A 21,996-nucleotide genomic window follows, 5' to 3' on the forward strand; every position below is an offset into this window, starting at 1 on the left:
AACATTGTCTTCGCCACCTAGTGTGGTTCTGGCGTAGTCTGTTTCCACGCTGGCGTCGCGAACCGATTCATATTTGGTCAGTTGCATCAGGGTTGGGTGATGAAATAATGGTTTTGGGTGCGGCGCAGGGCCTCGTAAAGCAATTTCCTCAAGCTGATATCACGCTTCATGCACGACATATTAACGTGATAGGTGGAGGGCGAGGGGCAGTTAAGATTGTGGAATTCACTGAAGGCAATCTCCCGTCTGCGGGCATTGGGATTCGTTACCAGGCGAAACACCGGTTCCCAATCATTGAACAAATGGGAAGAGAACTGGGGGTTCGATTGTTAGAGTTTCCCATCCTCCTTGATGAGAAATATGTTGTTGAGCAGGATGTAGAAGTGGCAGATGACCGAATTGTTATTGTTGTTCAGACCTCTGCGAGCGCTTGGACGTTGAACAAACAGTGGATCGGGGAGAACTGGAAGTCGTTAATTGAGATGCTTCCGACAGAATGGGCTATTGTTGAGGTAGGGAATGAGAGTGTTTTGCGATCACCTCCCCGACATCCACGCTTTAGGACGATGGTGGGAGCTACGAGCATCAATGAATACGTTGCAACGATTAGGAGGGCTAGTCTATTTGTCGGTCCGGTATCCAGTGGGATGCATTTGGCCCACGCCTTTCAAATTCCCTCAGTTATCATCGTTGGTGGATACGAGCTGGGCAATCATCCCTACCCACTAGCGCATCAATTTGGAACTAAGGTGAAGTGTGCCCCGTGTTGGTTGCGCACTCCATGCCCCTATGATCGGCGCTGTCTTCGAGAGATTACACCCAAAATGGTCGTGGAGGAAATACATAAAATTTTGAAAAAAGGGAGTAACACCGCCTCCGGATTTGCAATGAAAGCAATTTGACATGTCAAAACTATTTAGCTATTTCCCGAAGCTTATATTAAAGCGGTTTAATCGAACGATTTGCTATTGTTCTTACCCCATCACCGGTTGCCATTTTAGAGACGATCTGCGTCTGGTCGTTGGGAAGGACGATCCGACATGTTTTGATGTTGGAGCACACTGGGGTGAAACGATTCGAGAATATCAATCCATCTTTCCGGAGTGCATCATTCATTCGTTTGAGCCGGCTCGCGCGAATCTTGATGTATTGGCCAAGTTGCATCGACCTCCAAGCGTGCACGTTCATCCATTCGCGCTTGGCGATGAGAACGGCACCAGCGAGTTTACCCTATATGAAGAATCGGTTCTGAATTCGTTTTTGCAAATCGATGAAGCCGGGCCAAAAGCCTCGCATCAAAGCATCGGCACAGAGAAGGTAAAGGTTATGCGCCTGGATCAATTTGCTGAGGATGAAGGCGTGGCGCATATTGACCTTCTAAAGTTGGACACGCAGGGATTTGAATTAGCCGTTCTGCGGGGAGCAGATCGACTTCTTTGTGACGGCAGGGTGAAAGCCATTCTGCTGGAACTTAATTTTGACGCTTTGTATCAAGGACAGTGTCGTGCGACTGAGGTGATGGATTTCCTCCAATCCAGAGGTTATCAATTGGTGGACTTTTATCAAAAGGCCAGGCGCGGTCACCCTTTGTCCTGGTGCAACGGCCTATTTGTCAGGGTTAAATGAATCTCCCTATGAATAACGAGTCTATCGTTGAGATTAGAGTTCCCACTTACAGGCGGCCCGTCATGCTCGAAAGGGCTTTGCGGTCACTGCTCTTGCAGGACCACATTCACTGGCGGGCAGTGGTTCTGGATGATTCCGAGGGGCGTGAGGGTGAAGAGGTGGTGAAACGCCTTCATGATGAGCGGGTGGTTTACCAACCTAATTCTAGCAATCTGGGGAGAGTGCTCAATATCAACTATGCATTCAGAAAAGCTCCGTTCTTTGAGGATACCACCTATGCATGTGTTTTGGAAGACGACAATTGGTATGACCAGAGGCTTCTGAGTTCAAATGTTGAGGTCTTGAATGATGCCAAAGCTAGAATTCTTGTTAGAAATTACCGAATTATTGATCTTGATGAAGCAGGAATAGAAACAAACACCGGGCGTGAGCCCATGCGTGATTTGTATGGAGATGTTGGTCGCCGCCTTGAGTTGAAAGAGAGAATCGAAGAGTGCTTCTTCGGTTTCGGCCTAGGAAACTTGAGCTATTTTTGGTCGCTGAAAAGCAACTTGGATCTCTCAATGAGCGGAGAGTGTTATGATGTGCATGTGGCAGAAACAGGCCGGGCCCTCGCGCAAGAAGAAGATTATTGGTATGAGCCGGAGGTGCATTCAAACTTCACCCGGTTTGTGTGCAGGATGCGGACCGATTCGCCTGCGAAGCAGAATCAAATTACTGCCGAAAGATTGGCAAAACTGAGCCGGATCTATTTTACGCGTAAACTCCTAAGAATGTTAAGAGGGCATACGGCCATGAACCTCGAGGGGTTGCTAGCACAGGCAATTGAGAGACGTAAAAGCAGCGATCTTAAGGAGCGGTTGGCTGAATCGGCGTCGCTCAGATTTCTTTTGGGTTCTGGAGGAATTTATGAGTGGAAGCAAGCGGTCAAAACAGTGGCCCTGATAGCGTTGTATCATTGCCAGTATACGCTTCAAAAGAAACGCTCAAAAAGAATTTGTTGAGTCCAATGACGATTAGTTGATTGCTCGGTCGACGCAGCATTTTTACGGAGTATATAGGGTGGAATACCCTGTGAAAAATCAGCCAGATTGATCTGGAATCTGTTGAAAATGGAAGATAAAAAAACCCACAGTGAATTGAGTGTCTCAATCATTATCCCGGCATACAACTATGAAAATTTCATCGTCCGGGCGATTGAGTCTGCGCTTGGGCAGGATCATCCAGAAATAGAGGTGATTGTTGTTGATGACGGGTCGACAGATTCGACTGGCATGTTAGCGGCTAGGTTTGAACCGAAAGTCCGGTTGGTCAGCCAAAGAAATCAGGGTCTGGCTGGTGCCAGAAACGAAGGTATTGCTAGATCGAAAGGTGCATTCATCATTTTTTTGGATGCGGATGACTGGATGGAATCATTTGCTGTCAGTCAGATGGTCAAAAAGTTTGCTGAACTCCCGGCTGAATACGGGGTCGTCGCTTGCGAGAAAAATGTTATTGATCGAACCGGCAAGGTGATCGTTGCGGGCGTTGCAGACAAAAAAGGCGAAGACGTGGAGGTTGTTTGGGAAGACCTAGTTCTTTCGAGGCCACACAAGCGGTTTCTGCCCTTCGCTTTAATCAAACGTGAGGTGTTTGAGAGGTCGGGGTTGTTTGATGTCTCGTATGGGCGACTTGGTAGTGAAGACAGGGAATTCTTCATCAGAGTTTCCCGCTCATATCGGATCTGCCGAATGAACGCACGGTTGCTAAATTATACGATTCATGGTTTGAACATGAGTGCAGATCCTAACCGGCAGTTGCCAGGCATGTTAAAATGCCTTCGGGCGGTGAAAGATTCAGATGTTCGACCGTGGCGAAATATTTTGTTTTGGTCGAAAGTGCACGCCTTTTTTCATTACCAGGCATCCGGCATGTATCGCGACCTGCCTGACCACACGAAGGCTCTGAAACATATTGTAGCGAGCATTTTACGTTACCCCTTCCCACTAAGTCGGAAAACTTACAGTCTGCCACATGGAACAAGACTTCGTCGGTTGTGGGTGTGTGGAAGGGACTGCCTTTTAGGACTTTCGAATGCCGGATCCGTTTGATGTCTGACCTCGAACGATTAATGCTTAAAGATAGCCCCTGAGGCCATGAAACGAGGAATCATTTATGTTGCCACCGGCAGCAAGCATTTATCTGAGGCGCTAAAATCGGCGGCTTCGGTTCGCTCGGTCATGCCGTCAATCCCCATGTCAATTTGGACGGATCAAAACCTTGATTCTTCGCACCTCTTTGATCAGGTCTTCCCTGCGCCATCTGACGAACTCGGGAGAGTCGCAAAGATGAGGGCGATGGCCAACTCCCCTTATGAAGAGACCTTGTTTTTGGATTCGGATACTTTCATGTGCAGTTCATGCGAGGATATCTTCTGGCCCCTGAAAAAATACGACATTGCAATCTCCCATGAGGTTTACCGCAACGAGTATGCTTTTGAGGAATTTCCTGAGGCATTTCCTGCGTTAAATACCGGGGTAGTAGTGTATAACAACAATGAAAAGACCCGGGCATTCTTCCGGGAGTGGGAGAGCAATTACATGACGACATTCCGGCACAAGAGGAAGGTGGATCAACCTGCCTTTAGATACACCCTCTTCCACAGCGACTTGATGCACTACATTTTGCCCCATGAGTATAATTTCCGCACAAATTATCCAGTAGTATTGGGAGGATTCGCGGTAGCCAAGATAATTCATGATCGTAGCCGGAATGTCGAGGAGTTAGGGAAGTTGTTTGGGCATGACACTGGACATCCACCAGTCTATTTCGGCCCTGTAACCATAAAGTATTTCGGTGCTTGGATTTTCCATCGACTGAAGACGGTCGCAGTGCGAATGAATGACCTGGGTTACGAAGGTATTTGGGATGCAATCATTCGAAGGCTGCGGCGATTGACCTAAAATGAATTTGTGCGTTTTTGTCAAGGGTCGAAGCACGTGCGTTGAGAGTGAAGGTAGATAAATATCAAATTAGAACATTCGCACTTCACAGTTTTCGATGCAGTTTTTGAAAACGTCGTGTCTGAATAAAAGGTGCGTAGTGGTTGTGAATTCTATATCCATTGTAGGTCTCAGTCCAATTTATCGCCTCGCATGGATACGGGGTGCCGATTCGATTTGGAAAGGGCACTGGCATCTAAGATCTACTTATCTCTCCAATTGGGAGCATTCTTGGACTACTTAGCACCAAAAATCTTTTGGATTATATGGTTGGATTCATTTGGCGACACTTCAAACCCTTCTTAGACCGCCTAAACCCGGCTATCAGCCAGTCTATGTTCTCGTTTCGCCTTTACTGGCGTTGTCGAAAAAGATATGGAGCTTTTCAAGAGCGGGTGAAGCCATTGCTTTTTGGAACGGAGAGGCCTCGTGTGTTGAGTGGCCCGTTTAAAGGGATGGCCTACCTTGATGAGATTGGGTTTTGCGGTCCCATAGTTCCCAAATGGCTGGGAAGCTATGAATCGGAGTTGCATCATGTTTGGGAGGAAATTTTTGCCGATCCTCCAGACCTTGTGATCGACGTGGGCTCTGCCGAGGGATACTACTCCGTCCTGTTGGGTTCAAAGTTGACTAAATCTGTGATCTATTCGTTCGATATTGATCCACTTGCTACTCGAGCGCAACGGCGTTTAGTGGATTTGCATAAAGTTGGGAATGTGATTCAGAGGAAGCTCTGTGACCACACAGTTCTTAACCAATTGCTTGAGGATGAGGATTCCAGAGGGTTAATCATTTGTGACATTGAGGGGGGAGAGTGGGACCTAATCAACCCGGTCCAATGTCGAAGTCTTCTTAGGGCCAACTGCGTGATCGAAATGCATGAGCGTAAAGGTGTCGATTTTGGAGATGATCTGAAGGCAATGATCGAACGATTTGCGAGAACGCATTCGCATGAATTTTTAGAAGTTGGCAAGAGAGCCGCAGAGGATTACGGGTCCGTCGCAAGCAGTCTTACAGAAGCTGATTTATTGACAGCCCTTGATGAGGACAGGAACGCTTCCAGAGGATGGCTGGTTTTGAGGAAACTTCGCTGACGTCTGAAGTGAGTGGGGCTTGGGGTCCAAAAAGTAGTTGATACTTGTGAAAAATTGCGGTTGGCTTTGACCTGGTGCTTGTAGTCGAGTAGACAAATAAAGCGAAAATTCCTCACCCAGGAGATTCAGTAGAGTTAGAGTAGATCACCCACATTTACTCCATATGTGCTTAAATACATTGCGTCGCCCATCTAAGTATCGCGATATGCCTCGCGGGAGTATTGTTCGATTAATTAAATGGACAATACCGAGGCGATTTTATGAGACTTTAGCACTGTTGCGCAGACGATCTTTAGTGCCTGAATTCACTGTTGAGGGTAAATTTATTTCTTCTGATCTTGGTGCAAAGCTTGAGCATACCAGCGTGACATCGGCGCAAGTCGAATTGTTGCTTGAAGCGGTTCGTGAATCAAATGAGTTGGGTGGTCCGATTATTGAAATCGGTAGTTTCAGGGGGGTCACCACTCGTTCGTTGGCTTTGGTGGCTGGGTTACATAGGGAAGTAGTTGCAGTGGATCCGTATCTTGGTGAAGGGGGGCATGAGAAAGACTTTTGCTTGTTTCGGCAGCATACCTCGAATTTGAGGAATGTGCGCCATATCAGGGCGGCTTCCGATCAAGCGTTCAGAATTTGGAACGGTGCGCCGATAAGCCTGGTGTTTATAGATGCCATGCATGAATATTTGCATGCGCTCTACGATTTTGAGGCATGGGGCAGTTTGGTTCAACCGGGTGGGTTTGTCGCCTTTCACGATGTAGATTTGTTTTCGGGGGTAAATTTCCTATGTCAGCATATTTTGGCGAGTCGCCCGGAGTGGAGACCGTGGGCGTATGCTCCGAACATTGCGATTTTTGAGCGTCGTGTTGTATCGTGACCTTGATGGTTTACATTTGGTGGCAGGCTCGGTAGGCGCTTGATGATATGAGTGATAAGAAATACGGTCGGAGAAAGCTGCGAGAATTGAAGCTCCGCTTTTCTGACAGCATTAAGCATTCTGCCATGTTGCGTGCTTTGGCTGGGAGTGTCTGTGCAGTTTGGGGGTGCTTTTCTGGGAATGTGGAGTCCCGGTTGTGGCGGTATGTGCGAGGGCTCGAGATTGCATCCCCGTATGGAATTTGGCTGCCAGTGAAGCAATGGTTGCGAATGTGCCGTGGTTTCGACAACCCCGAGGTTTGGGCAAGCATTGTAAGACGCAGTGGCCGTTATGAGGGTGTTTTGAGCAAGGACCCCGGTTTGACGCGAAGTATTGTGTTGAAGTCACCTTCCTCGCGAGAGGAGAGAGGGGTGTTGCTGATGTATTTCGAGTATAATTTGGCGCGGATGCTTTTGGGTCTTGGTGATTTGGAACTTAAGAAACTGCAGCAAAGCTATCATCTGGTCTTTGCCAGTAGTTGGTCGCCGACGGATTACGCGCTGTTGTGTCTTGCGGGGGCAAAGTTGACGGAGTCACTGTTTGTCCAGGTGAGCAATCATCAGGAGGAGTGGCAGGTGAAAGAATTGCATCCAAATCTGATCAGCACCGGTTTGTTGCCGTGCGACTGGATTAATCCCGAAGTGTTTACGCCAAAAAAATTTGAGGAGCGTGAGACGGATATAATTATGGTGGCCAACTGGGGTGAATTTAAAAGGCACTGGGAATTTTTCAAGGCGCTAGGGGAGTTGCCAGATCATCTTTCTGTCGTGCTGATCGGGCAGAAGGAAGGGGGACGGGACATGGGTTACATCCAGCGGCTTGCTCAGTTTTATGGTGTCCGGCAGAGGCTTAGCTTTTATGAGTCACTGGGAATTAATGAGGTATCGAATCATTTGTGCAATGCCAAAGTGGCGCTCATTTTTAGTCGCCGGGAAGGAGGGTGTGTAGCTGCGGTGGAAGCGCTATTTGCTGGTTGCGCGCTGGGCATGAGGGCGGATGCGCACGTGGGATCTGCAGCGCACATCAATAGGCGCACGGGATTGTTGTTGAGACCGGGCCATTTGGGCGGCGATCTATTGCGATTGCTTGAGTTGGCGCCTGAGTTGGAGCCGAGGGAGTGGGCTGTGGAATCAATTACGCATGAAATTACCAGAGCCCGGCTAAATGAAACGGTGAGGAATTCTGAAATTTCTGCCGGGCGTCCGTGGACCCATGATTTGGCGCAGATTGAATGGCGTCCGTATGCGAGCTATTCCCGAGTGGTGGATCAAGAGCGGTTTTTGCCTGATTACGAATTTTTGAATGAGGTTGACCCGGCAGTCTTTGGGGGTCTACTGGAGCAGTTCGGCGGTCGGCGTTCGGTTGCCGTCGCTAAGGCAGGCTGATTATTTTTTGAGGAAGACATTTTAAAATTCCATATGGCCTATCGGTTTGCACTGTTTTTCCTCTTTCTTTGGTATGTTCGTCCACAGGATTGGTTTCCGGGGTTGATCGGAGTGAACATCATCCGACCGGTGATGCTGATCTGGGTGGCGTTGCTTTTGTTTGGTGACATGCGCTCGCGGACGCCGCTGAGGGGCATTCTCAAAACGCCGCATGACTGGCTTGTGCTGGCGTATTTTCTCTATGTGGTTTTTACGGCTCCGGCGGGGGTGAGCGTCTTTTCTGGTTTCTTTCCATTGGTAGTGTTTTATGGATTGACGGTCCAGTCACTGTCATCTTGGGACAAGGTGCTGGGCTACCTAAAATGGTGGAACTGGATGTTGCTGGCTCTGGCGCTGATGGGGGTGTTGAGTCTCTATGGATTGGACATCACTGGTGGGAAGCCTATAACGGACTCCATGCAAGGCCGATTGAGTTTGGGAACTTGGATGCATAACAACCCCAATGCGCTTGGTCACTCAGTAGTGGCGGCCATTCCATTGAGCTACGTTCTTTGGTTTTGGAGGGGGAGTTTGTTTCAACGTGCGGTGATGTTTCCAGCGTTCATGATCCTGGCTGGTATGTGTGCGTGGGAGACCCAGTCCAAGGGATCTTATGTGGTGGGGGGGATGCTGACGGTGTTGATTTTCGTTATTGGGCGCCCCAAATTTGTGCAAATAGGGGCGATCGCTATGGCGGCGGTGCTGGGGGTTGGGGCGCTGAGCTTTTTGCCAAGAATGGAGCAGATGGGCAATTTGCGAGCTGATGAGGGGGTGTTGGGTAGGTTGATGGCTTGGGAGCAGGCAAGGCAGGCTACGAAGGATCACGCCACAGGAGTTGGTTGGAAGCAGTTTATTGCATTCATACCGTGGGTTGCGGAGGGAAATCGACCGGTCATCGTAGCAAAGGCTACGCATTCCAGTTACGTGCAGGTGGCGGCGGATTTGGGGATTTACGGATTGTTTCTCTATTTAGCGGCACAGTTGGTGGCGCTGCGCACCCTTTTGGTGCTGCGACCGCGAGACGAAGAGCAGGAGCGATGTCGACGTGCGTTGATTTTGCTGATTGCAGCCAATATGATCTCAGGCTGGATGATCAATCGGCAATATCACACGGAATATTTTTTGATGATTGCCGTCGCTGCGGCGATACATCGGCTCACAGTAGCAGAAGAGCTGACCAAGGCCGAAGAGGCCAAAGCTGAGGCTGCCAGGCTAGAAGAGGCAAAATTCTTGGATAAGGCACCAGTCGCCCAGTTAACGCCGGTTCTTATATTTCAGGCGAGCGGGCCTGGGCTGGTCAAATCGGATTCAGTCCCTCAGATTAAGAAGTTTTGGAATCGTTTTGGGTGGTTGGACCTCATGGTCGCGGGTAGTGCAACTTGGCTTACCATCTGGATCTGGGACTACATCATGGCAAACCTATAGGGTTCTCTTATTCGGAGGGAGCGGGGATACCCTGGCGTATTTGCTCGGACGCAGTGACAAATAGAAGGTGTTTGTCGTTGCGAATTGGAGACTAGAGGCGACACTCCCACGGATTTCCAGTTGAAATAATGAAAGTTTCTCATCATAGAAAAACGAAAACCAGGTAAGAATTTTACTGCTGAATTTATGAGAGATGTCCTGATGCGATTTATCGAGGCGAATGCGATCAATGATCATCCTATGATCTACTGGGGAATTGGAACAGTCTGGGCGCTCATGCTTTTTGCCACGTTCTTCAGTATCCGCAGTCAAGCCTCCAGTTTGTGGGTTCGATTTATTTGGCTGCTGTTAGTGGTGGCGCTGCCGGGAATTGGGTTGTTGTTGTATTTGTTGTGGTGCCTCACCCGGTTCGACTATTCATTTTTGAAATTTGTCGTGGGTCCTCCAAGAACAGTTTCCTCCAAGGGCAAGGGTGCAGGAGCTTGAATGCGAGAAATTGAAGTCAACACAAATTTCATTGAGATAGACGAGACTAGTTTATGGATACGACTAAGAAAAAATTTGATTTTGCGGCAGCGGTTGGAAATGCCCTCTCGTATGCCCAGCATGGTCGACTGATGGTGATCATGGCATGTTTGGGGGTGTTGGCAGGACTTTGTTACTTCGTCTACACGACGCCCCTCTATTCTTCCAATGCGGTCATCTATTTCAGGGTGTTCGGATCACCATTGAGCGACAAGGGGATGGGGGATTCGGCTGGAAGCCAGACGTCAGCGCTGAAGTATTTGCCTTGGGAGCTGGCCTCCGACAGCAATGTTCTGGCTGCCGCGAAGGAGCTGGGAATTGTTGGGCCCTCGGCATCGTTTGAGGCGGTGAAGTCGAAGCAGTTGAGGGTGCGTGCGAGCACGATGAACTGGAGTCATTTGCAAATTTCTGTGATGAGTCCGGATCCGGCAGTGGTGAGAGTGTTTGCGAAGAAGTTGATTGAAGTTTACCGGGCACAAAGGGAGGAGGCTTGGGCGAAATACCGCAACGAGGCACTCATTCGTTATGCGAGGGAGGTGGACACGCTCGAGGGGTTGGCCGTGGACAGCTACAAGGATTTGTCCAAGCTTGAGAGGGAGAGCAGGATGACTGAGGTGAAAATCGAGCAGTCACGGCTTTTTATGGTTCCTGCGGAGTTGATCATGACCAAAGAAGTGGTTCGTCGGATGGAGGAAGTGCGGTTAAGTCTGGATCAACGTGGAACTTTAGGAACCGCGCCGGAGAAACTGACTGCGGAGCAGATTTTCGCGGAACTGTCGATGTTGACGGCATTTGAGAAAGAGCGTGAGCTAAGGGTGGGGGATCTATTGCGTCGGCAGTCGCAACAGGGAATGGTGGACAAACCGGAAGGAGCTCCGGCGCAGCCTGTGCCTGCGTCATTTGTCGTGCAGCCGAACATGGTGGAGGGATTGCGACCCTGGCAAGATTTGGAGAAAAAGCGTCGTGTGATTGAGGAGGAGCTGATGGAGGCGAACAAACGATACTTGCCAGCACATGCAATCGTGAAAGGATTGGAAGAGGATCTCGCCAACAACACCCGTGCTTTGGCTGCTGAGTTAGAAGTGATGCGCCGGCGCTTCGAGCTTGATTTTCAACAGCAAACCCAAAAAATTGCCACTCTTGAAAAGCGGTTGCCCGAGTATTATCAGACCAACGAAGAGGCAGGGCTGGCCGGTGAGCAGTATATGAGCGCTTCGCAGGGCCGGGCGATGTGGGGCAGGGCGCGGGACAAATTGTCGGACAAGTTGTCGATGATCTCGTTTACTCAGGATCTCGATTGGGTGGAGATGCATTTTAAGGAATTTGTGAACTTGCGGGATGTGGAACCGACTTCGCCGAACAAAATGAAGCTGTTGATGATCTCCCTGATGCTGGCTATCGGGGGGGCGATTGGCGCGCCGACTTTGGTGAATCTGATGCACACTGGGGTTGAGACCTTGCAGCAGTTGGAAAATGTGACTGGTCTGACTGCCGTTGGAGTGATCCCTCGAACCACCAAAGAGGTATTAGAGGACATTGCGAGGTCTCCCTCCATCGGCGCGAAATCCCCCAACCATTTGTTGGAGAGTTTCCGGCTGATTCGTAGCCACATCCTTTTGCATCCCAATTCAAAAGGCAAATCACAGGTGATCATGGTTACCAGTGCCAGACCTTCTGAGGGGAAAACGAGTCAAGCGGCGAACCTCGCCTGGGCTTTTCAGTCCATGGGTTCACGCACGCTGTTGATTGATTGTGACTTGCGACGCGGACGTGTGCATCAGGTTTTGGATGTGGCAAATGACATTGGAATCACGCAGCTTCTTTTAAATCGGTTTCCGGTTCAGGAAGCCGTGCTCAAAACGTCCAACCCTCTCCTGGATGTGATTCCTCGGGGTCCGATCATCACAGGAACGACTGAGCTGCTTTGCCAAAAAGGATTTGTCGATCTGGTGGAGCGGTTCCGGGGTGAATACGATCAAATCGTAATCGATACCCCGCCGGTATTGGGATTGAGCGAGACGGCTGCGCTTCGTATTGTTGTTGACGGGGTGATCATGGTGGTGCGTGCTGAGAAAACTACCCGGAGGGACGTGTCGGATGCGGTGGCACTGCTGAGAAAGACCGATGCGCATTTCTTCGGCATGGTGTTGAATGATCTCGACTTGAACAAGGCAAAGAACTACTACAACTACTACTATTACTCGGCTTCTTACTACGAAGATCTGGAGGGTGTGGGGGCTGGCGGAAAAGCCGTCGTGTAAGCCGGTGAAGCTAGCCTGGCTTTTGAACTATTTCTCGGGTTGAAAGGCTTTAAGAAATATTCTTGCGAATGATTATTTGAGGGGAGGCTTGACTTTGATGTCGCATGCAGTAAAAAGATGACTTAGAGGCCGTTAGAAAGGATCACTAATAATGAATAGCGTAGAACTTAAAACTTGTTTGGCTGCCGTTGCGGCGATGGCTGTGGGGCTTTTGCTGACCGGCTGCAGTTCTTCCCCCTACTACGGTGGTCACGGAACGCCTGTTCGAGCCAAAGCCACCTATGTCCCGCCCGAAGTTCAAAGAACAGAGCCTTATTTGCCCCTGTTCTGATTTCGCCTTGAGTTGTGATTGAGTATTAGCTGATCTTATCCAACTTATTAAAGTTCTTATAGGGCTGGGTGATTGATGCCTGCTCAGGTAGATCCTCTCGCAATTAATGCGCAGTTGTTAAGACCTTTTGACTTACAGTGGAAGATAGTAAATGTGGAACCCGGTATCCTGCACTGTTGAAAAGCAAAACTTTCTAGACGGGCAAAGAATTTTATTGCATCTAATCATTGATGAAGTATTAAGGCGGGGCTAATTCAAAGGCAGAGCCCGTAAGGGCACATCTTAAGAAGTTTTCCGCTATGAATCTGGAATTAATCAACAAAGGCCTGCAACGAGCGGTAATGATGTCGAGTGTCGCCTGGATGGTTGCCGGGGTGCAGAATGCCCGGTCTCAAGAGATTCTGCCTTCGAATGATTCTGGCGAGTTGGTTCTGGTGGCCAAAGGGGAATCCACTCACGAGAACACGTTGGTGGGGCAGGCGGAGGGATTTTTTCCGACTCAAGACGATCTTTTGTATCTCGCTGATCGTGATTATCCCAGGGGGATGAATTCACACCAGGGACCGGATGCCGAGTTGCAGGGAGCTACAGGGATATTTCCGTATGATCGGCAAGACAATTCGATCTATAGTCAACATAGGAATATCCTTGCGCCAGTGGATCGTTTTTTGGGATTTTTTGGTCCTCAAGATACATTGGTGATTGAATCCAGCCGTTTGCAAGGCGCATCCATAGCGTTAGATGGGGAAATTCCCCCGCTGATCACCAGAACTTTCGAACCGGAAATGGCGCATGTGAAACTTGGCCCGCTCTACTTTGACCTTCTATGGATTGGGGCGGGTGCGATTTGGACGGATTACAGCCCTTACGGTTCCGCCCAGAAGCTCGACACGGATGATACCGCTGCCTACATCGATTTTGCCATTCGTGGCTATTTGCGGATCACTGAAACATTCTACATTTCCGCGTTGGGAAATTTCATTTATCTGCCACTGGAGAATGAGTTGGGATTTGGAACCTCGCTCGATGGTGGTGGTGGTCCGGTGTTCACTCTAAATATGCATTGGCAGGGACAGGCGGGATCGTGGGAATTTCTCTTGCTTGACACCTTTGCTGTGCATCCAGGTTTGAATTACGACTTGGGTCTGGATGACGGTCAAGATGGTGTCGATTTTGCTGGGCGGTATTCGTTCGGTTTCTACAGCCCGGAGCGAAGTTCCAGATTTGATGTGCGCAGCGATGACGCCTGGATCTCCAATCAGATATTAGGCCGCGCATCCAGTTTGGTTTTTACGGAGGACTGGAGGCTGTCTTTGCAGGCTGATCATACGGATTTTTGGAGGACCTTCAGCTTTGAAGATCACGCTTACCGAGATCACTTCGGTGCCTTGCTTGGATACGAAGGAAACGTCATTCCATTTGCGCCTGTGCTCACGTATGATGCGTCCACCAGCGATCATGAAACCTATAGACATGAGGTGATGCTCGGATTTAGGGGGCGAATTACCGAAAATATTAACACCGCATTTGGCGGAGGATATCTTTGGGAGACGGGGGATGAAGCAGAAAATGAAAGTTGGTTGTGGTATGTCAGTCTGAACCATACGATTTCGGAGGGGATTGCACACGGAGTTTCGTTTGGGCAGAATATTTTTGAGGATGCCTTTTCACCCGAGACGGTCTACGCAACCTACGCCCGCTATTACATCGCCCTCAAGATCACGCACCAGTTGTCGCTGACCGGGGTTGCCCAGTGGGAGCAGTCTGAACGATTGGAGCGACGCTCGGGAGACCGGTTCAATGTTGAAGAATACGATCGATACAGCTACGGTGCCTATCTTAGCTATCGACCTTTGGGTTACACTAACATCACCGCCTCTGCGGTTTACGAAACTAACGAAGTCGCCGATGGCGTGCAAGATACTGAGCGTTGGCTGTATCGACTGAATGTGATTCAACGGTTGACGTCTCGATTGACGTTAGAGGGATACTATCAATATGAGGACGCCGAGTTTGAAGGCGGTGGGTTTGATGAGCACCTCGTCGGGTTAAGTATTAGGCGTTATTTCTAACCGAATTGTTTCCTTCCCAACTTAAATCCCATAAACAAAGCAGATCTTATGAAAATGCAAGCAACTCAGCCTAAACGGACGTTATTGACGGCGACATCTCTGGTGATCTTGTCGCCATGGTTGATGGCGGGCGAGAAGGACATTGTTCCGGTGCAAGGTCCCCTAAAGGCCGCCGAAACTTCGATGGACATTCCGTCCAGTTTTCACAAATATTACGGTCAGCGGGTGAACAGTTGGAAAGATTCCGAGCGCGCCATTGCGAAGGTGGATATGGATGCGGATATGAACATGGACGGCCATATCAGCAATACTGATCCCGCTGATGGTGGTGCATTTGAAGGGACGCCTCCTGGGCTGCAGGTCGGGGTTGGTGAAATGACCAAAACGGTCATTCGCGTGAGGCCTTATCGTGTGGATTTTGATGGTGAGGTGGTGATCGGACTTGAAGTGGCGGGGATCAACCGGAGTGATCGTTCGGGCCAGTTTGGTTCGTTTGATGAAGAGGTTTCTTCCACGGGTCGGATTCGTGTTTGGCGCGATTCTGGCCGCACGGAGCTGCTTCTTGATAGCGCGAATCCTGACAAGCGTTATGTAGAGTTCACGACGCAATACCGTGTCTATCCATACAATCTTCCCGATGCGATTCCACGGATTGTGTATGTTGAAGGAGTTAGTTCTTCGAAAAATCATATCGGCGACCTTCGGTTGTTGCTGACCTGTTCCCATCGTAAGATTGGTTCGTCGCCACAACAATTTGTGGAGTCGAGGAAGGTCTTGTTGAAGAGCTTCCGCACTTCGTTTGATCACATTCTGTTCACGGTGCTTCCGCAGGCTGCGCAGAAGGAATTCATCAACAACAACGCCGAAGGTGTTTGGCTGAATGTTGGTCCGTCCACCAAGTGATTTCCTGTCTCATTTTAGCTTTCTATTGAGTTCCTTCGAGAGGCGGTCAGCTAATCTGCTGACCGCCTTGGTTGGTGTTTAGCGAGGCCAAACTCAAACTTCTATTTCTCATGTCAGCATTTTCTCTTCACTTTAGGCTCGTCGGACAACTGTCTAACTTCCGTAGATGGTTTAGTATCTTGGGTTCTGTGGTTTTGCTTGGCTCGTGTGCATCAAAGGACGACGGGATTTTGCCGCCACCGATGCTTCCGGGCGGACCTTCGGCGTCGACGGTCAAGGTCATGCCAACCTTCAGAGTGGGAGACGGGCTGGAGTTGATGGTTGAAGAGGATACCTCTTTTAACGGGCAGTTTAGTGTGAGGCCTGAAGGCTATGTATTGATTCCCAAGTTGGGTCGGATTCCGGTGTTGGGTCTGACGAGGGATGGCGCGGAGCGCAAGATGCGGGAGTCTTTGCAGAGGTCGCAATTGACCAAGGCCACGGTTTTTGTGGAGTTGATTTCTTCCGGGCCCGATGCTCAGGCAGCGATGGCGCAGCAGCCGCGCATCAAGGTGTTCTTGACTGGCAAGGTGGGGAGTCCAGGGCAACATCAGATCCCGGTGGTTTCGGGTCGGAATCCGGGAGTTTATGAAGCGCTACTGATGGCTGGCGGGCCTTCGAATTTCGGGAATTTATCGAAAGTGGAGATCATGCGGCAGGATTCAGCGGGGTTGCGGCGCAAACAGGTGGTGGATGTCCGGGCCATTGAGCAGGGCAAGACGAGTGATGTGCCATTGGGAGATGGAGATATTATTAATGTTCCCCCCAAAGTATTCGGTTTCTAGCAACGATTTGCGGAGCTCTTGCGCAAGATATGCTTGGTTAATGAGGTTGTGGACATAAGGGGGTGGTGTTATTTGGATAAGGTGGTTTCTGAGCTGGTAGAGAACCTTTAATCCAATAATTCTGTATGCCACAAGCGAGAGTGTCCAAGAGGCTGGTTTCCGCCGGAGCCCATTTTTTAATGGATGCGCTGGCAGTTCACGTCGGACTCTTGTTTGGTTGTTTGGTTCGGTTTACCGATGACTTTTCGATCCAAACGCTTCTATATTTACCTGCCATAGGGCTGGCTTCCATTGTCCTTCCTTGTGTTCTGTATATCGGTGGTTTGTATACTGAGGAACCAGCGAAGATTGGCAAATGGATGAGGTTTCGGTGGCTCTTGTTTGCAATCTTGGCCGCGTTGTTGGTGATCTTTACAGTCGGTGCGGTTTCGTATGATTTGAGAATCGGGCGCGGGGTATTGTTGATGGGATTTCCGATCACTGTTGCGATCTGCTGTTTCCATCATGGAGTGGAACATGGACGTTCTAGACTTCCAGGTGAGAGTGCCGTTTGTCTGGTTGCTGACACAGATGACGAGTTGGCTGCGGAGATCCTTGCAAGACATAGTCGGCGCACCTTGATCAAAGGATTGATCTGTGTCGGCGGCTATCGTCCACAGCGTCAGTTACCGATATTGGGAACGCTCGAAGAGGGGCAACCAATTGATCTAAGCTCCAACTCGGTTATTCTGGTGAGGGACGGACACATGGTATTGCCGCAAGTTGCGAGCTTCTTGCGTCGGTGGAGATACGAGGGGATCGATGTGCTCTCGCTCGCTGATTTGTGTGAGGAGGTATTTCAAGCGGTTCCCTTGCAAATGGTGACGGAGAGCTGGCTTTTTAGAGCATCAACACAGTCTAACCTTTTTTATGTGAAGAGGTTGAAGCGTTTGTTTGATATCGCGGCATCGTTGGCTTTCATGGTCATGCTGTCGCCGTTTCTTTTCGTTGGAATGTTGCTGGTGAAGACCCAATCGAAGGGACCGGTGTTTTTTCGTCAAGAACGGTTGGGAAGGCTTGGTCGAAAATTTGAGGTGGTGAAATTGAGAACCATGCACGTCGATGCTGAAAAAGATGGACCTAAATGGTCGGTGGCCAACGACAAAAGAGTGTTTCCGGCAGGTAAGTGGTTGAGGAAGTTCCGAGTGGACGAGATTCCGCAGTTACTGAATGTATTACGCGGTGAGATGTCCTTTGTGGGACCAAGGCCGGAACGAGGGGTGTTTGTAAGCGAGTTGGAGCAAAAAATCCCTCACTACCGGGAGAGGTTGTTCATTCAGCCGGGGCTGACAGGGTGGGCCCAAGTTCGCTATCCTTACGGTTCATGTGCGGGTGATGCCTGGAGGAAGCTAGAATTTGATTTGTATTACATGAAGCACATGAGCCTCCTCCTAGATTTTTTCGTGTTGCTGGAGACTGTGCGCACCGTTTTAGTTGGGGGAGTGAAGTCGATGGGGGAACATGCGGTGCATGCAGATAGAGAGTGGAGCCTGTTAAGTCCTGGGTTGTTGGCGGAAGTGGAAGCAGGGGGGATTTCTGACCCTCTGCCGGGAACGACGGCGGTGAATGCGTGAGTGTGGCAGGAGTCAATCCAATTCGAAACCCTGCTCCGTGGAAGTCTTCCAATGGAACTGGAGTCGCGTCAATGAGATGGGTTTTCCTGTTTTGGTGCTGCTGTTTTTTGGGATTCGCGATTTTGCAGTCCAAACATGGAGCTTGGCAAAGCGACCTGGGAGGCGACCCCGATGAGGCGGCGCATGCGGTGACAAGTCTGATGGTGCGGGACTATGTGGTTCATTCCTTCGGGAGCCATCCGTTGGAGTTCGCCGACGCGTATTATGCTCGCTATCCAAAAGTGGCGTTGGGACATTACCCGCCGGGATATTATGCGCTGGTTGCCGTAGTCCTTACCCTGTTTTCATCGATCCAAACCTTGCTGGTGTTGCAGGCAGTTCTCGCAGCTTCTGTGGCGACCTTTTTAGTATGGTTTGGATCGAGGACAATGTCGGTCTGGTTGGGGTTGGTGGCGGGTGTAGCCTGGTGTATGACGATGCCGGTGTTGAAGTTGTCGATGCTGGTGATGGCCGATTTCTTTCTGGTGTTGATGTGCCTGGCGGCAACCGGGGCGTTTGCGCTCTTCATGAGAAAACCGAAGGCGGCTTGGGCACTGGCGTTTGGGGTTTTTGCTTCGATGGCGATTCTCATCAAAGGTTCGGGTTGGATGCTCGCACTCTTGCCTCCGATTGCGATTGGATTGGCGAAAGAATGGAGACTGTTGATCAAACCTTCGCTATGGCTGGCACCGTTGCCGGTGTTGCTGCTGGCGCTGCCTTGGCAGTGGTTTTCTTTCCGATTTACTGAGGAGGGAATGAGCGGATTGTCGCCCGCGGGCCATTTCATGGAGGCACTGCCATTTTACGGGAGGGCGTTTGTGGACAACTATGGGTGGCCGCTGGCGCTGGTGATGGTGATTGCTCTTGTTCAGTTGGTGTGGCGATGGGGGAGTGGCAGTAAAGTTGGTTTCGTGGAAGCTGCTTTGTGGGCTTTGCTCCTCTCTGGAGCGGTGATGATGATGTCGGTTCCAGCCGGGCTAAGTTCGCGATATTTTCTGCCGTTGAGTGCACCGATGATGTTGTTGGTGGTGCTAAGCATGAGCCGGTGGCTCGATTGGTTCAGCTGGCCGCCATTGGTAAAGGTGGGGGCCGTTGGGTTGGTGATGGGGATCTCGGTGGGGAGTCTGGTTTCGTTGCCCAAATTGGCCAAAGAAGTGAAAGGGTTTTCAAATGGGGTGTTGATGGTTCATGAGGAGGGGATAGCAGACCATGGCACCATGCTGATCTGCTCGGATGCAAGGGGTGAAGGGGCCATGGTGGCAGCAGCTGCTTTTGATGAAGGCATGCGAGGGCTGGAAGGGTTCAGAATGTTGAGGGCTTCGAAGGTGTTGGCGGAGATTGACTGGCTGGGGAGGGGAAATGAGGAGTTGTTTGCCAGTGACCAGGAGATGTTGAAATATTTGGAACAACAAAGGGTGGAGTGGGTGTTGGTCGACCAAAGTGTGGCGGAGGTGGATCGGCCCGCTTATTTTGGTCAGCTCACGGGTGCATTGAAGGCAGCGGATGGTGAGTGGAGCCAATGGCGCGAGGTGAAGGTGCAGCGGGCGGTCAATGATTTTGGATCGATGCAGATCTTCCGGCGGATTGGTCCACCGAAAAGAGTGGGGGATGGGGTCTAAGTATGAAACGCCCGAGGTTGCTGTTCATTTCCAATCTGTTCCCGGATGAAACAGAACGTTATCGCGGATTGGACAATGCCACGGTGTTGCACCGATTGTCCGATTCGTGGGAGATCAGAGTGCTTGCTTTGAGACCAACACTGAAAGCATGGTTGTCGTCAGGCAAGGAGTCGTGGAATCCACGGTCGGGTGACGAGATCTTCGCGCCGAACTTTGTGCCGGTCCGTTATGTGCCAAGGATTGGGGACTTGGTGAATCATCAGCTCATGGAGCGGGCATTGGAGAATGCGATGGAGGTGCAGCGGGGGAAGCAGGAGTTCGATGTGGTGATGGCGAGTTGGTTGTATCCGGATGGATGGGCGGCGGCGGCGCTGGCAAAAAAGCTGGGGTTGCCGTTGGTGCTGATCGCGCAGGGGTCGGATGTGCATCGCTATCTGAAAGTGGCCAGGCGACGAACTTTGATCTTGGAGGCGGTGGAACAAAGCGTGGCGGTGATCACCAGAAGCAAGTCACTGGCGCGATTGTTGGAAGCGGCGGGGGTGCCGAATGAAAAATTGAAGCCAGTGGCTAATGGAGTGGACAGCAAGGTGTTCCATCGAAATGGGCTCGGCGGTGAGCGTGAAAACCGAGGATTGGGAGGGGAAGCGAAGGTGGTTTTGTTTGTGGGGAATTTGTTGCCGGTCAAAAACCCAGGATTGTTGGTGAGGGCATTCGGGGAGGTGGTAAGGGCCAGGCCGGAATGGCGGATGCAATTGCTGATTGCGGGGAAAGGTCCAATGGAAAAAGAATTGAAGGAGTTGGTGGAGAAGTTGGGAATGGCGGGTCAGGTGACATTTCTAGGACCATTGCCGGCGGTGGAAATTGGAGAAAGAATGAGGGCGGCGGATTTGTTGTGTTTGAGCAGTCGGAACGAAGGGCTGCCCAATGTGGTATTGGAGTCAATGGCTTGTGGATTGCCGGTGTTGGCGACGGATGTGGGCGGGATACATGAAGTGGTGGATGAGCCGTGGAAGGGGCTGTTGACTCCAGAGGATGATGTGGAGGCGTTCGCACAGGCGATGGAAAAATTGTTGGAGACGCCATTGGACGGGAAGCGGATCGCGGAGTATGGCGGCACCCTGTCTTGGGAGAGAACTGCCGCGGTTTATCAGTCGGTTCTGGAAACAGCCGTGGAGAGTGATTCGGAAAAGAGTTTTCAGCTTAAATCATGACATTATGGATCTAACCTTTGTGTTTCCTTGTTTGAACGAAGAGCGCTCTTTAGGCGCGTGTATTGACCGTGTGCGCGGTTCGTTGGTGCGAGATCCAGAACTTCGGTTCGAGGTGGTGGTGGCGGACAATGGCAGCACGGATGACTCGAGGTTGATTGCTGAGAGGCATGGAGCCCGTGTGGTGCCGGTGCCGGAGCGCGGTTACGGAGCGGCTTTGAGCGGCGGGATCAACGGCGCGCAAGGCAGTTATGTGATGTTCGCGGATGCGGATGGCACCTATCTCTATGAGGACGCCTTGAGTCTCTACCAGGAAACGAGAAAGGCGAATGCGGACATGGGAATCGCTTCGCGGTTGAAAGGGCGCATTGAGAAGGACGCGATGCCGCCGTTGCATCGGTGGTTGGGAACGCCGGTGTTGACCTGGTTGATCAACCGTTTGTTTGGCGGGAAATTGAGCGACTGCAATTCGGGATTCCGTTGTATTCGACGTGAATCCTTCAACAAATGGAACATTCGGGCCACCGGGATGGAGTTTGCCTCAGAGCTGTTGATCAAGGCCCTGAAGAATGACGCGAAGAGTGTGGAGATTCCGTCGGGATTGACACCGAGTCCGGTGGAGAGGATGCCCCATCTGCGGACCTGGAGGGATGGGATGCGGCACCTGTTGTTTATTTTGTCGGAGCGACCAAGGTTGTTTGAGGTGGCAGGACTGGGGTTGTTGATATTTGCGACGTTGTTGCAGGCAATGGCGGCATTGTTGGGGCCGATCGGGGTGGGAAGCATTCACATCTTTGATGTGCACAGTCAGGTGTTGGTGATGTTGGGGGCGATGATGGGAGCGCAATTGTATTTGTTCAGCTGCATGTTGTATCTTCGCAGCAATGATCCGCCATTGGGGATCACTCGAAAGTTGATTGAGATGGAGGAGGGGATCTTGTTCTTCCTTTTGCTGGGATTATTGCTCGGGATTGGGGCGGTGGTGTTATGGATCACGATGCAGTGGGCGTTGAATCGCTTCAGCGGATTGCACCATGCGAATGAGCTGATTGTATGGGTGCATTTTTTGGCGGTTCCGGCGTTGTCGGCGATTGGACTTCTCGGTTTGCATGTATTGCGCAAGGCGCGGTAGTGGACT

General features: G+C 50.6%; 18 protein-coding genes. All 18 read left to right on the plus strand.

Annotated elements, in window-relative coordinates; all coding sequences use genetic code 11:
• The first annotated feature begins 20 nt into the window (after positions 1-20).
• Complete coding sequence (locus FEM03_RS17980) at positions 21-902, plus strand: glycosyltransferase family 9 protein (RefSeq protein WP_166442968.1); 882 nt, start codon at positions 21-23, stop codon at positions 900-902.
• A 1-nt stretch (position 903) separates the two neighbouring features.
• Entirely contained in the window at positions 904-1,626 is a 723-nt protein-coding gene (locus FEM03_RS17985) for an FkbM family methyltransferase (protein ID WP_138087680.1), read from the plus strand.
• An 8-nt stretch (positions 1,627-1,634) separates the two neighbouring features.
• Positions 1,635-2,630, plus strand: coding sequence for a glycosyltransferase (locus FEM03_RS17990; protein ID WP_166442969.1), 996 nt, complete (start codon positions 1,635-1,637; stop codon positions 2,628-2,630).
• 108 nt (positions 2,631-2,738) lie between these two features.
• The gene (locus FEM03_RS17995) at positions 2,739-3,716 is read left to right on the plus strand and encodes a glycosyltransferase (RefSeq protein ID WP_138087682.1); all 978 of its coding nucleotides are present in this window, start codon (positions 2,739-2,741) and stop codon (positions 3,714-3,716) included.
• A 45-nt stretch (positions 3,717-3,761) separates the two neighbouring features.
• Positions 3,762-4,568 (plus strand): putative nucleotide-diphospho-sugar transferase, encoded by an 807-nt coding sequence (locus tag FEM03_RS18000; RefSeq protein ID WP_138087683.1) that lies wholly within the window; start codon positions 3,762-3,764, stop codon positions 4,566-4,568.
• A gap of 374 nt (positions 4,569-4,942) precedes the next feature.
• Positions 4,943-5,701 carry a class I SAM-dependent methyltransferase gene (locus tag FEM03_RS18005; RefSeq protein ID WP_138087684.1) on the plus strand — a complete coding sequence of 253 codons (759 nt, stop codon included), beginning with the start codon at positions 4,943-4,945 and terminating at the stop codon, positions 5,699-5,701.
• Positions 5,702-5,996: 295 nt separating this feature from the next.
• Positions 5,997-6,575 carry a class I SAM-dependent methyltransferase gene (locus FEM03_RS18010; protein WP_166442970.1) on the plus strand — a complete coding sequence of 193 codons (579 nt, stop codon included), beginning with the start codon at positions 5,997-5,999 and terminating at the stop codon, positions 6,573-6,575.
• A 419-nt stretch (positions 6,576-6,994) separates the two neighbouring features.
• Positions 6,995-7,999 carry a glycosyltransferase gene (locus FEM03_RS18015; RefSeq protein WP_240772834.1) on the plus strand — a complete coding sequence of 335 codons (1,005 nt, stop codon included), beginning with the start codon at positions 6,995-6,997 and terminating at the stop codon, positions 7,997-7,999.
• A gap of 111 nt (positions 8,000-8,110) precedes the next feature.
• Entirely contained in the window at positions 8,111-9,463 is a 1,353-nt protein-coding gene (locus FEM03_RS18020) for an O-antigen ligase family protein (RefSeq protein WP_166442972.1), read from the plus strand.
• Positions 9,464-9,664: 201 nt separating this feature from the next.
• Positions 9,665-9,949 carry a PLDc N-terminal domain-containing protein gene (locus FEM03_RS18025; protein ID WP_166442973.1) on the plus strand — a complete coding sequence of 95 codons (285 nt, stop codon included), beginning with the start codon at positions 9,665-9,667 and terminating at the stop codon, positions 9,947-9,949.
• A gap of 53 nt (positions 9,950-10,002) precedes the next feature.
• Entirely contained in the window at positions 10,003-12,249 is a 2,247-nt protein-coding gene (locus FEM03_RS18030; protein ID WP_138087689.1) for a polysaccharide biosynthesis tyrosine autokinase, read from the plus strand.
• A gap of 630 nt (positions 12,250-12,879) precedes the next feature.
• Complete coding sequence (locus tag FEM03_RS18035; protein ID WP_138087690.1) at positions 12,880-14,652, plus strand: hypothetical protein; 1,773 nt, start codon at positions 12,880-12,882, stop codon at positions 14,650-14,652.
• A 48-nt stretch (positions 14,653-14,700) separates the two neighbouring features.
• Positions 14,701-15,555 (plus strand): hypothetical protein, encoded by an 855-nt coding sequence (locus FEM03_RS18040; RefSeq protein ID WP_138087691.1) that lies wholly within the window; start codon positions 14,701-14,703, stop codon positions 15,553-15,555.
• Between the two features lie 281 nt (positions 15,556-15,836).
• On the plus strand, positions 15,837-16,379 hold the full coding sequence (locus tag FEM03_RS18045) for a polysaccharide biosynthesis/export family protein (RefSeq protein ID WP_166442974.1): 543 nt from the start codon (positions 15,837-15,839) through the stop codon (positions 16,377-16,379).
• 125 nt (positions 16,380-16,504) lie between these two features.
• The gene (locus FEM03_RS18050) at positions 16,505-17,992 is read left to right on the plus strand and encodes an exopolysaccharide biosynthesis polyprenyl glycosylphosphotransferase (protein WP_138087693.1); all 1,488 of its coding nucleotides are present in this window, start codon (positions 16,505-16,507) and stop codon (positions 17,990-17,992) included.
• A gap of 122 nt (positions 17,993-18,114) precedes the next feature.
• The gene (locus FEM03_RS18055) at positions 18,115-19,650 is read left to right on the plus strand and encodes an ArnT family glycosyltransferase (RefSeq protein WP_166442975.1); all 1,536 of its coding nucleotides are present in this window, start codon (positions 18,115-18,117) and stop codon (positions 19,648-19,650) included.
• 2 nt (positions 19,651-19,652) lie between these two features.
• A complete protein-coding gene (locus FEM03_RS18060) occupies positions 19,653-20,861 on the plus strand; it encodes a glycosyltransferase (protein ID WP_138087695.1) in 1,209 nt (402 codons plus the stop codon).
• Positions 20,862-20,865: 4 nt separating this feature from the next.
• Positions 20,866-21,990: a glycosyltransferase family 2 protein gene (locus FEM03_RS18065; protein ID WP_166442976.1), complete on the plus strand. Its 1,125-nt coding sequence runs from the start codon at positions 20,866-20,868 to the stop codon at positions 21,988-21,990.
• The last annotated feature ends 6 nt before the right edge of the window (positions 21,991-21,996 follow it).

It is taken from the genome of Phragmitibacter flavus (genome assembly GCF_005780165.1).
Lineage (GTDB): Bacteria > Verrucomicrobiota > Verrucomicrobiia > Verrucomicrobiales > Verrucomicrobiaceae > Phragmitibacter > Phragmitibacter flavus.

Coding starts and splice junctions, on each gene's coding strand:
- FEM03_RS17985 (WP_138087680.1), top strand. CDS start 904: ATGTCAAAACTATTTAGCTATTTCCCGAAGCTTATATTAAAGCGGTTT.
- FEM03_RS17990 (WP_166442969.1), top strand. CDS start 1,635: ATGAATAACGAGTCTATCGTTGAGATTAGAGTTCCCACTTACAGGCGG.
- FEM03_RS17995 (WP_138087682.1), top strand. CDS start 2,739: ATGGAAGATAAAAAAACCCACAGTGAATTGAGTGTCTCAATCATTATC.
- FEM03_RS18000 (WP_138087683.1), top strand. CDS start 3,762: ATGAAACGAGGAATCATTTATGTTGCCACCGGCAGCAAGCATTTATCT.
- FEM03_RS18005 (WP_138087684.1), top strand. CDS start 4,943: ATGTTCTCGTTTCGCCTTTACTGGCGTTGTCGAAAAAGATATGGAGCT.
- FEM03_RS18015 (WP_240772834.1), top strand. CDS start 6,995: ATGTATTTCGAGTATAATTTGGCGCGGATGCTTTTGGGTCTTGGTGAT.
- FEM03_RS18025 (WP_166442973.1), top strand. CDS start 9,665: ATGCGATTTATCGAGGCGAATGCGATCAATGATCATCCTATGATCTAC.
- FEM03_RS18030 (WP_138087689.1), top strand. CDS start 10,003: ATGGATACGACTAAGAAAAAATTTGATTTTGCGGCAGCGGTTGGAAAT.
- FEM03_RS18035 (WP_138087690.1), top strand. CDS start 12,880: ATGAATCTGGAATTAATCAACAAAGGCCTGCAACGAGCGGTAATGATG.
- FEM03_RS18040 (WP_138087691.1), top strand. CDS start 14,701: ATGAAAATGCAAGCAACTCAGCCTAAACGGACGTTATTGACGGCGACA.
- FEM03_RS18045 (WP_166442974.1), top strand. CDS start 15,837: ATGCCAACCTTCAGAGTGGGAGACGGGCTGGAGTTGATGGTTGAAGAG.
- FEM03_RS18050 (WP_138087693.1), top strand. CDS start 16,505: ATGCCACAAGCGAGAGTGTCCAAGAGGCTGGTTTCCGCCGGAGCCCAT.
- FEM03_RS18060 (WP_138087695.1), top strand. CDS start 19,653: ATGAAACGCCCGAGGTTGCTGTTCATTTCCAATCTGTTCCCGGATGAA.
- FEM03_RS18065 (WP_166442976.1), top strand. CDS start 20,866: ATGGATCTAACCTTTGTGTTTCCTTGTTTGAACGAAGAGCGCTCTTTA.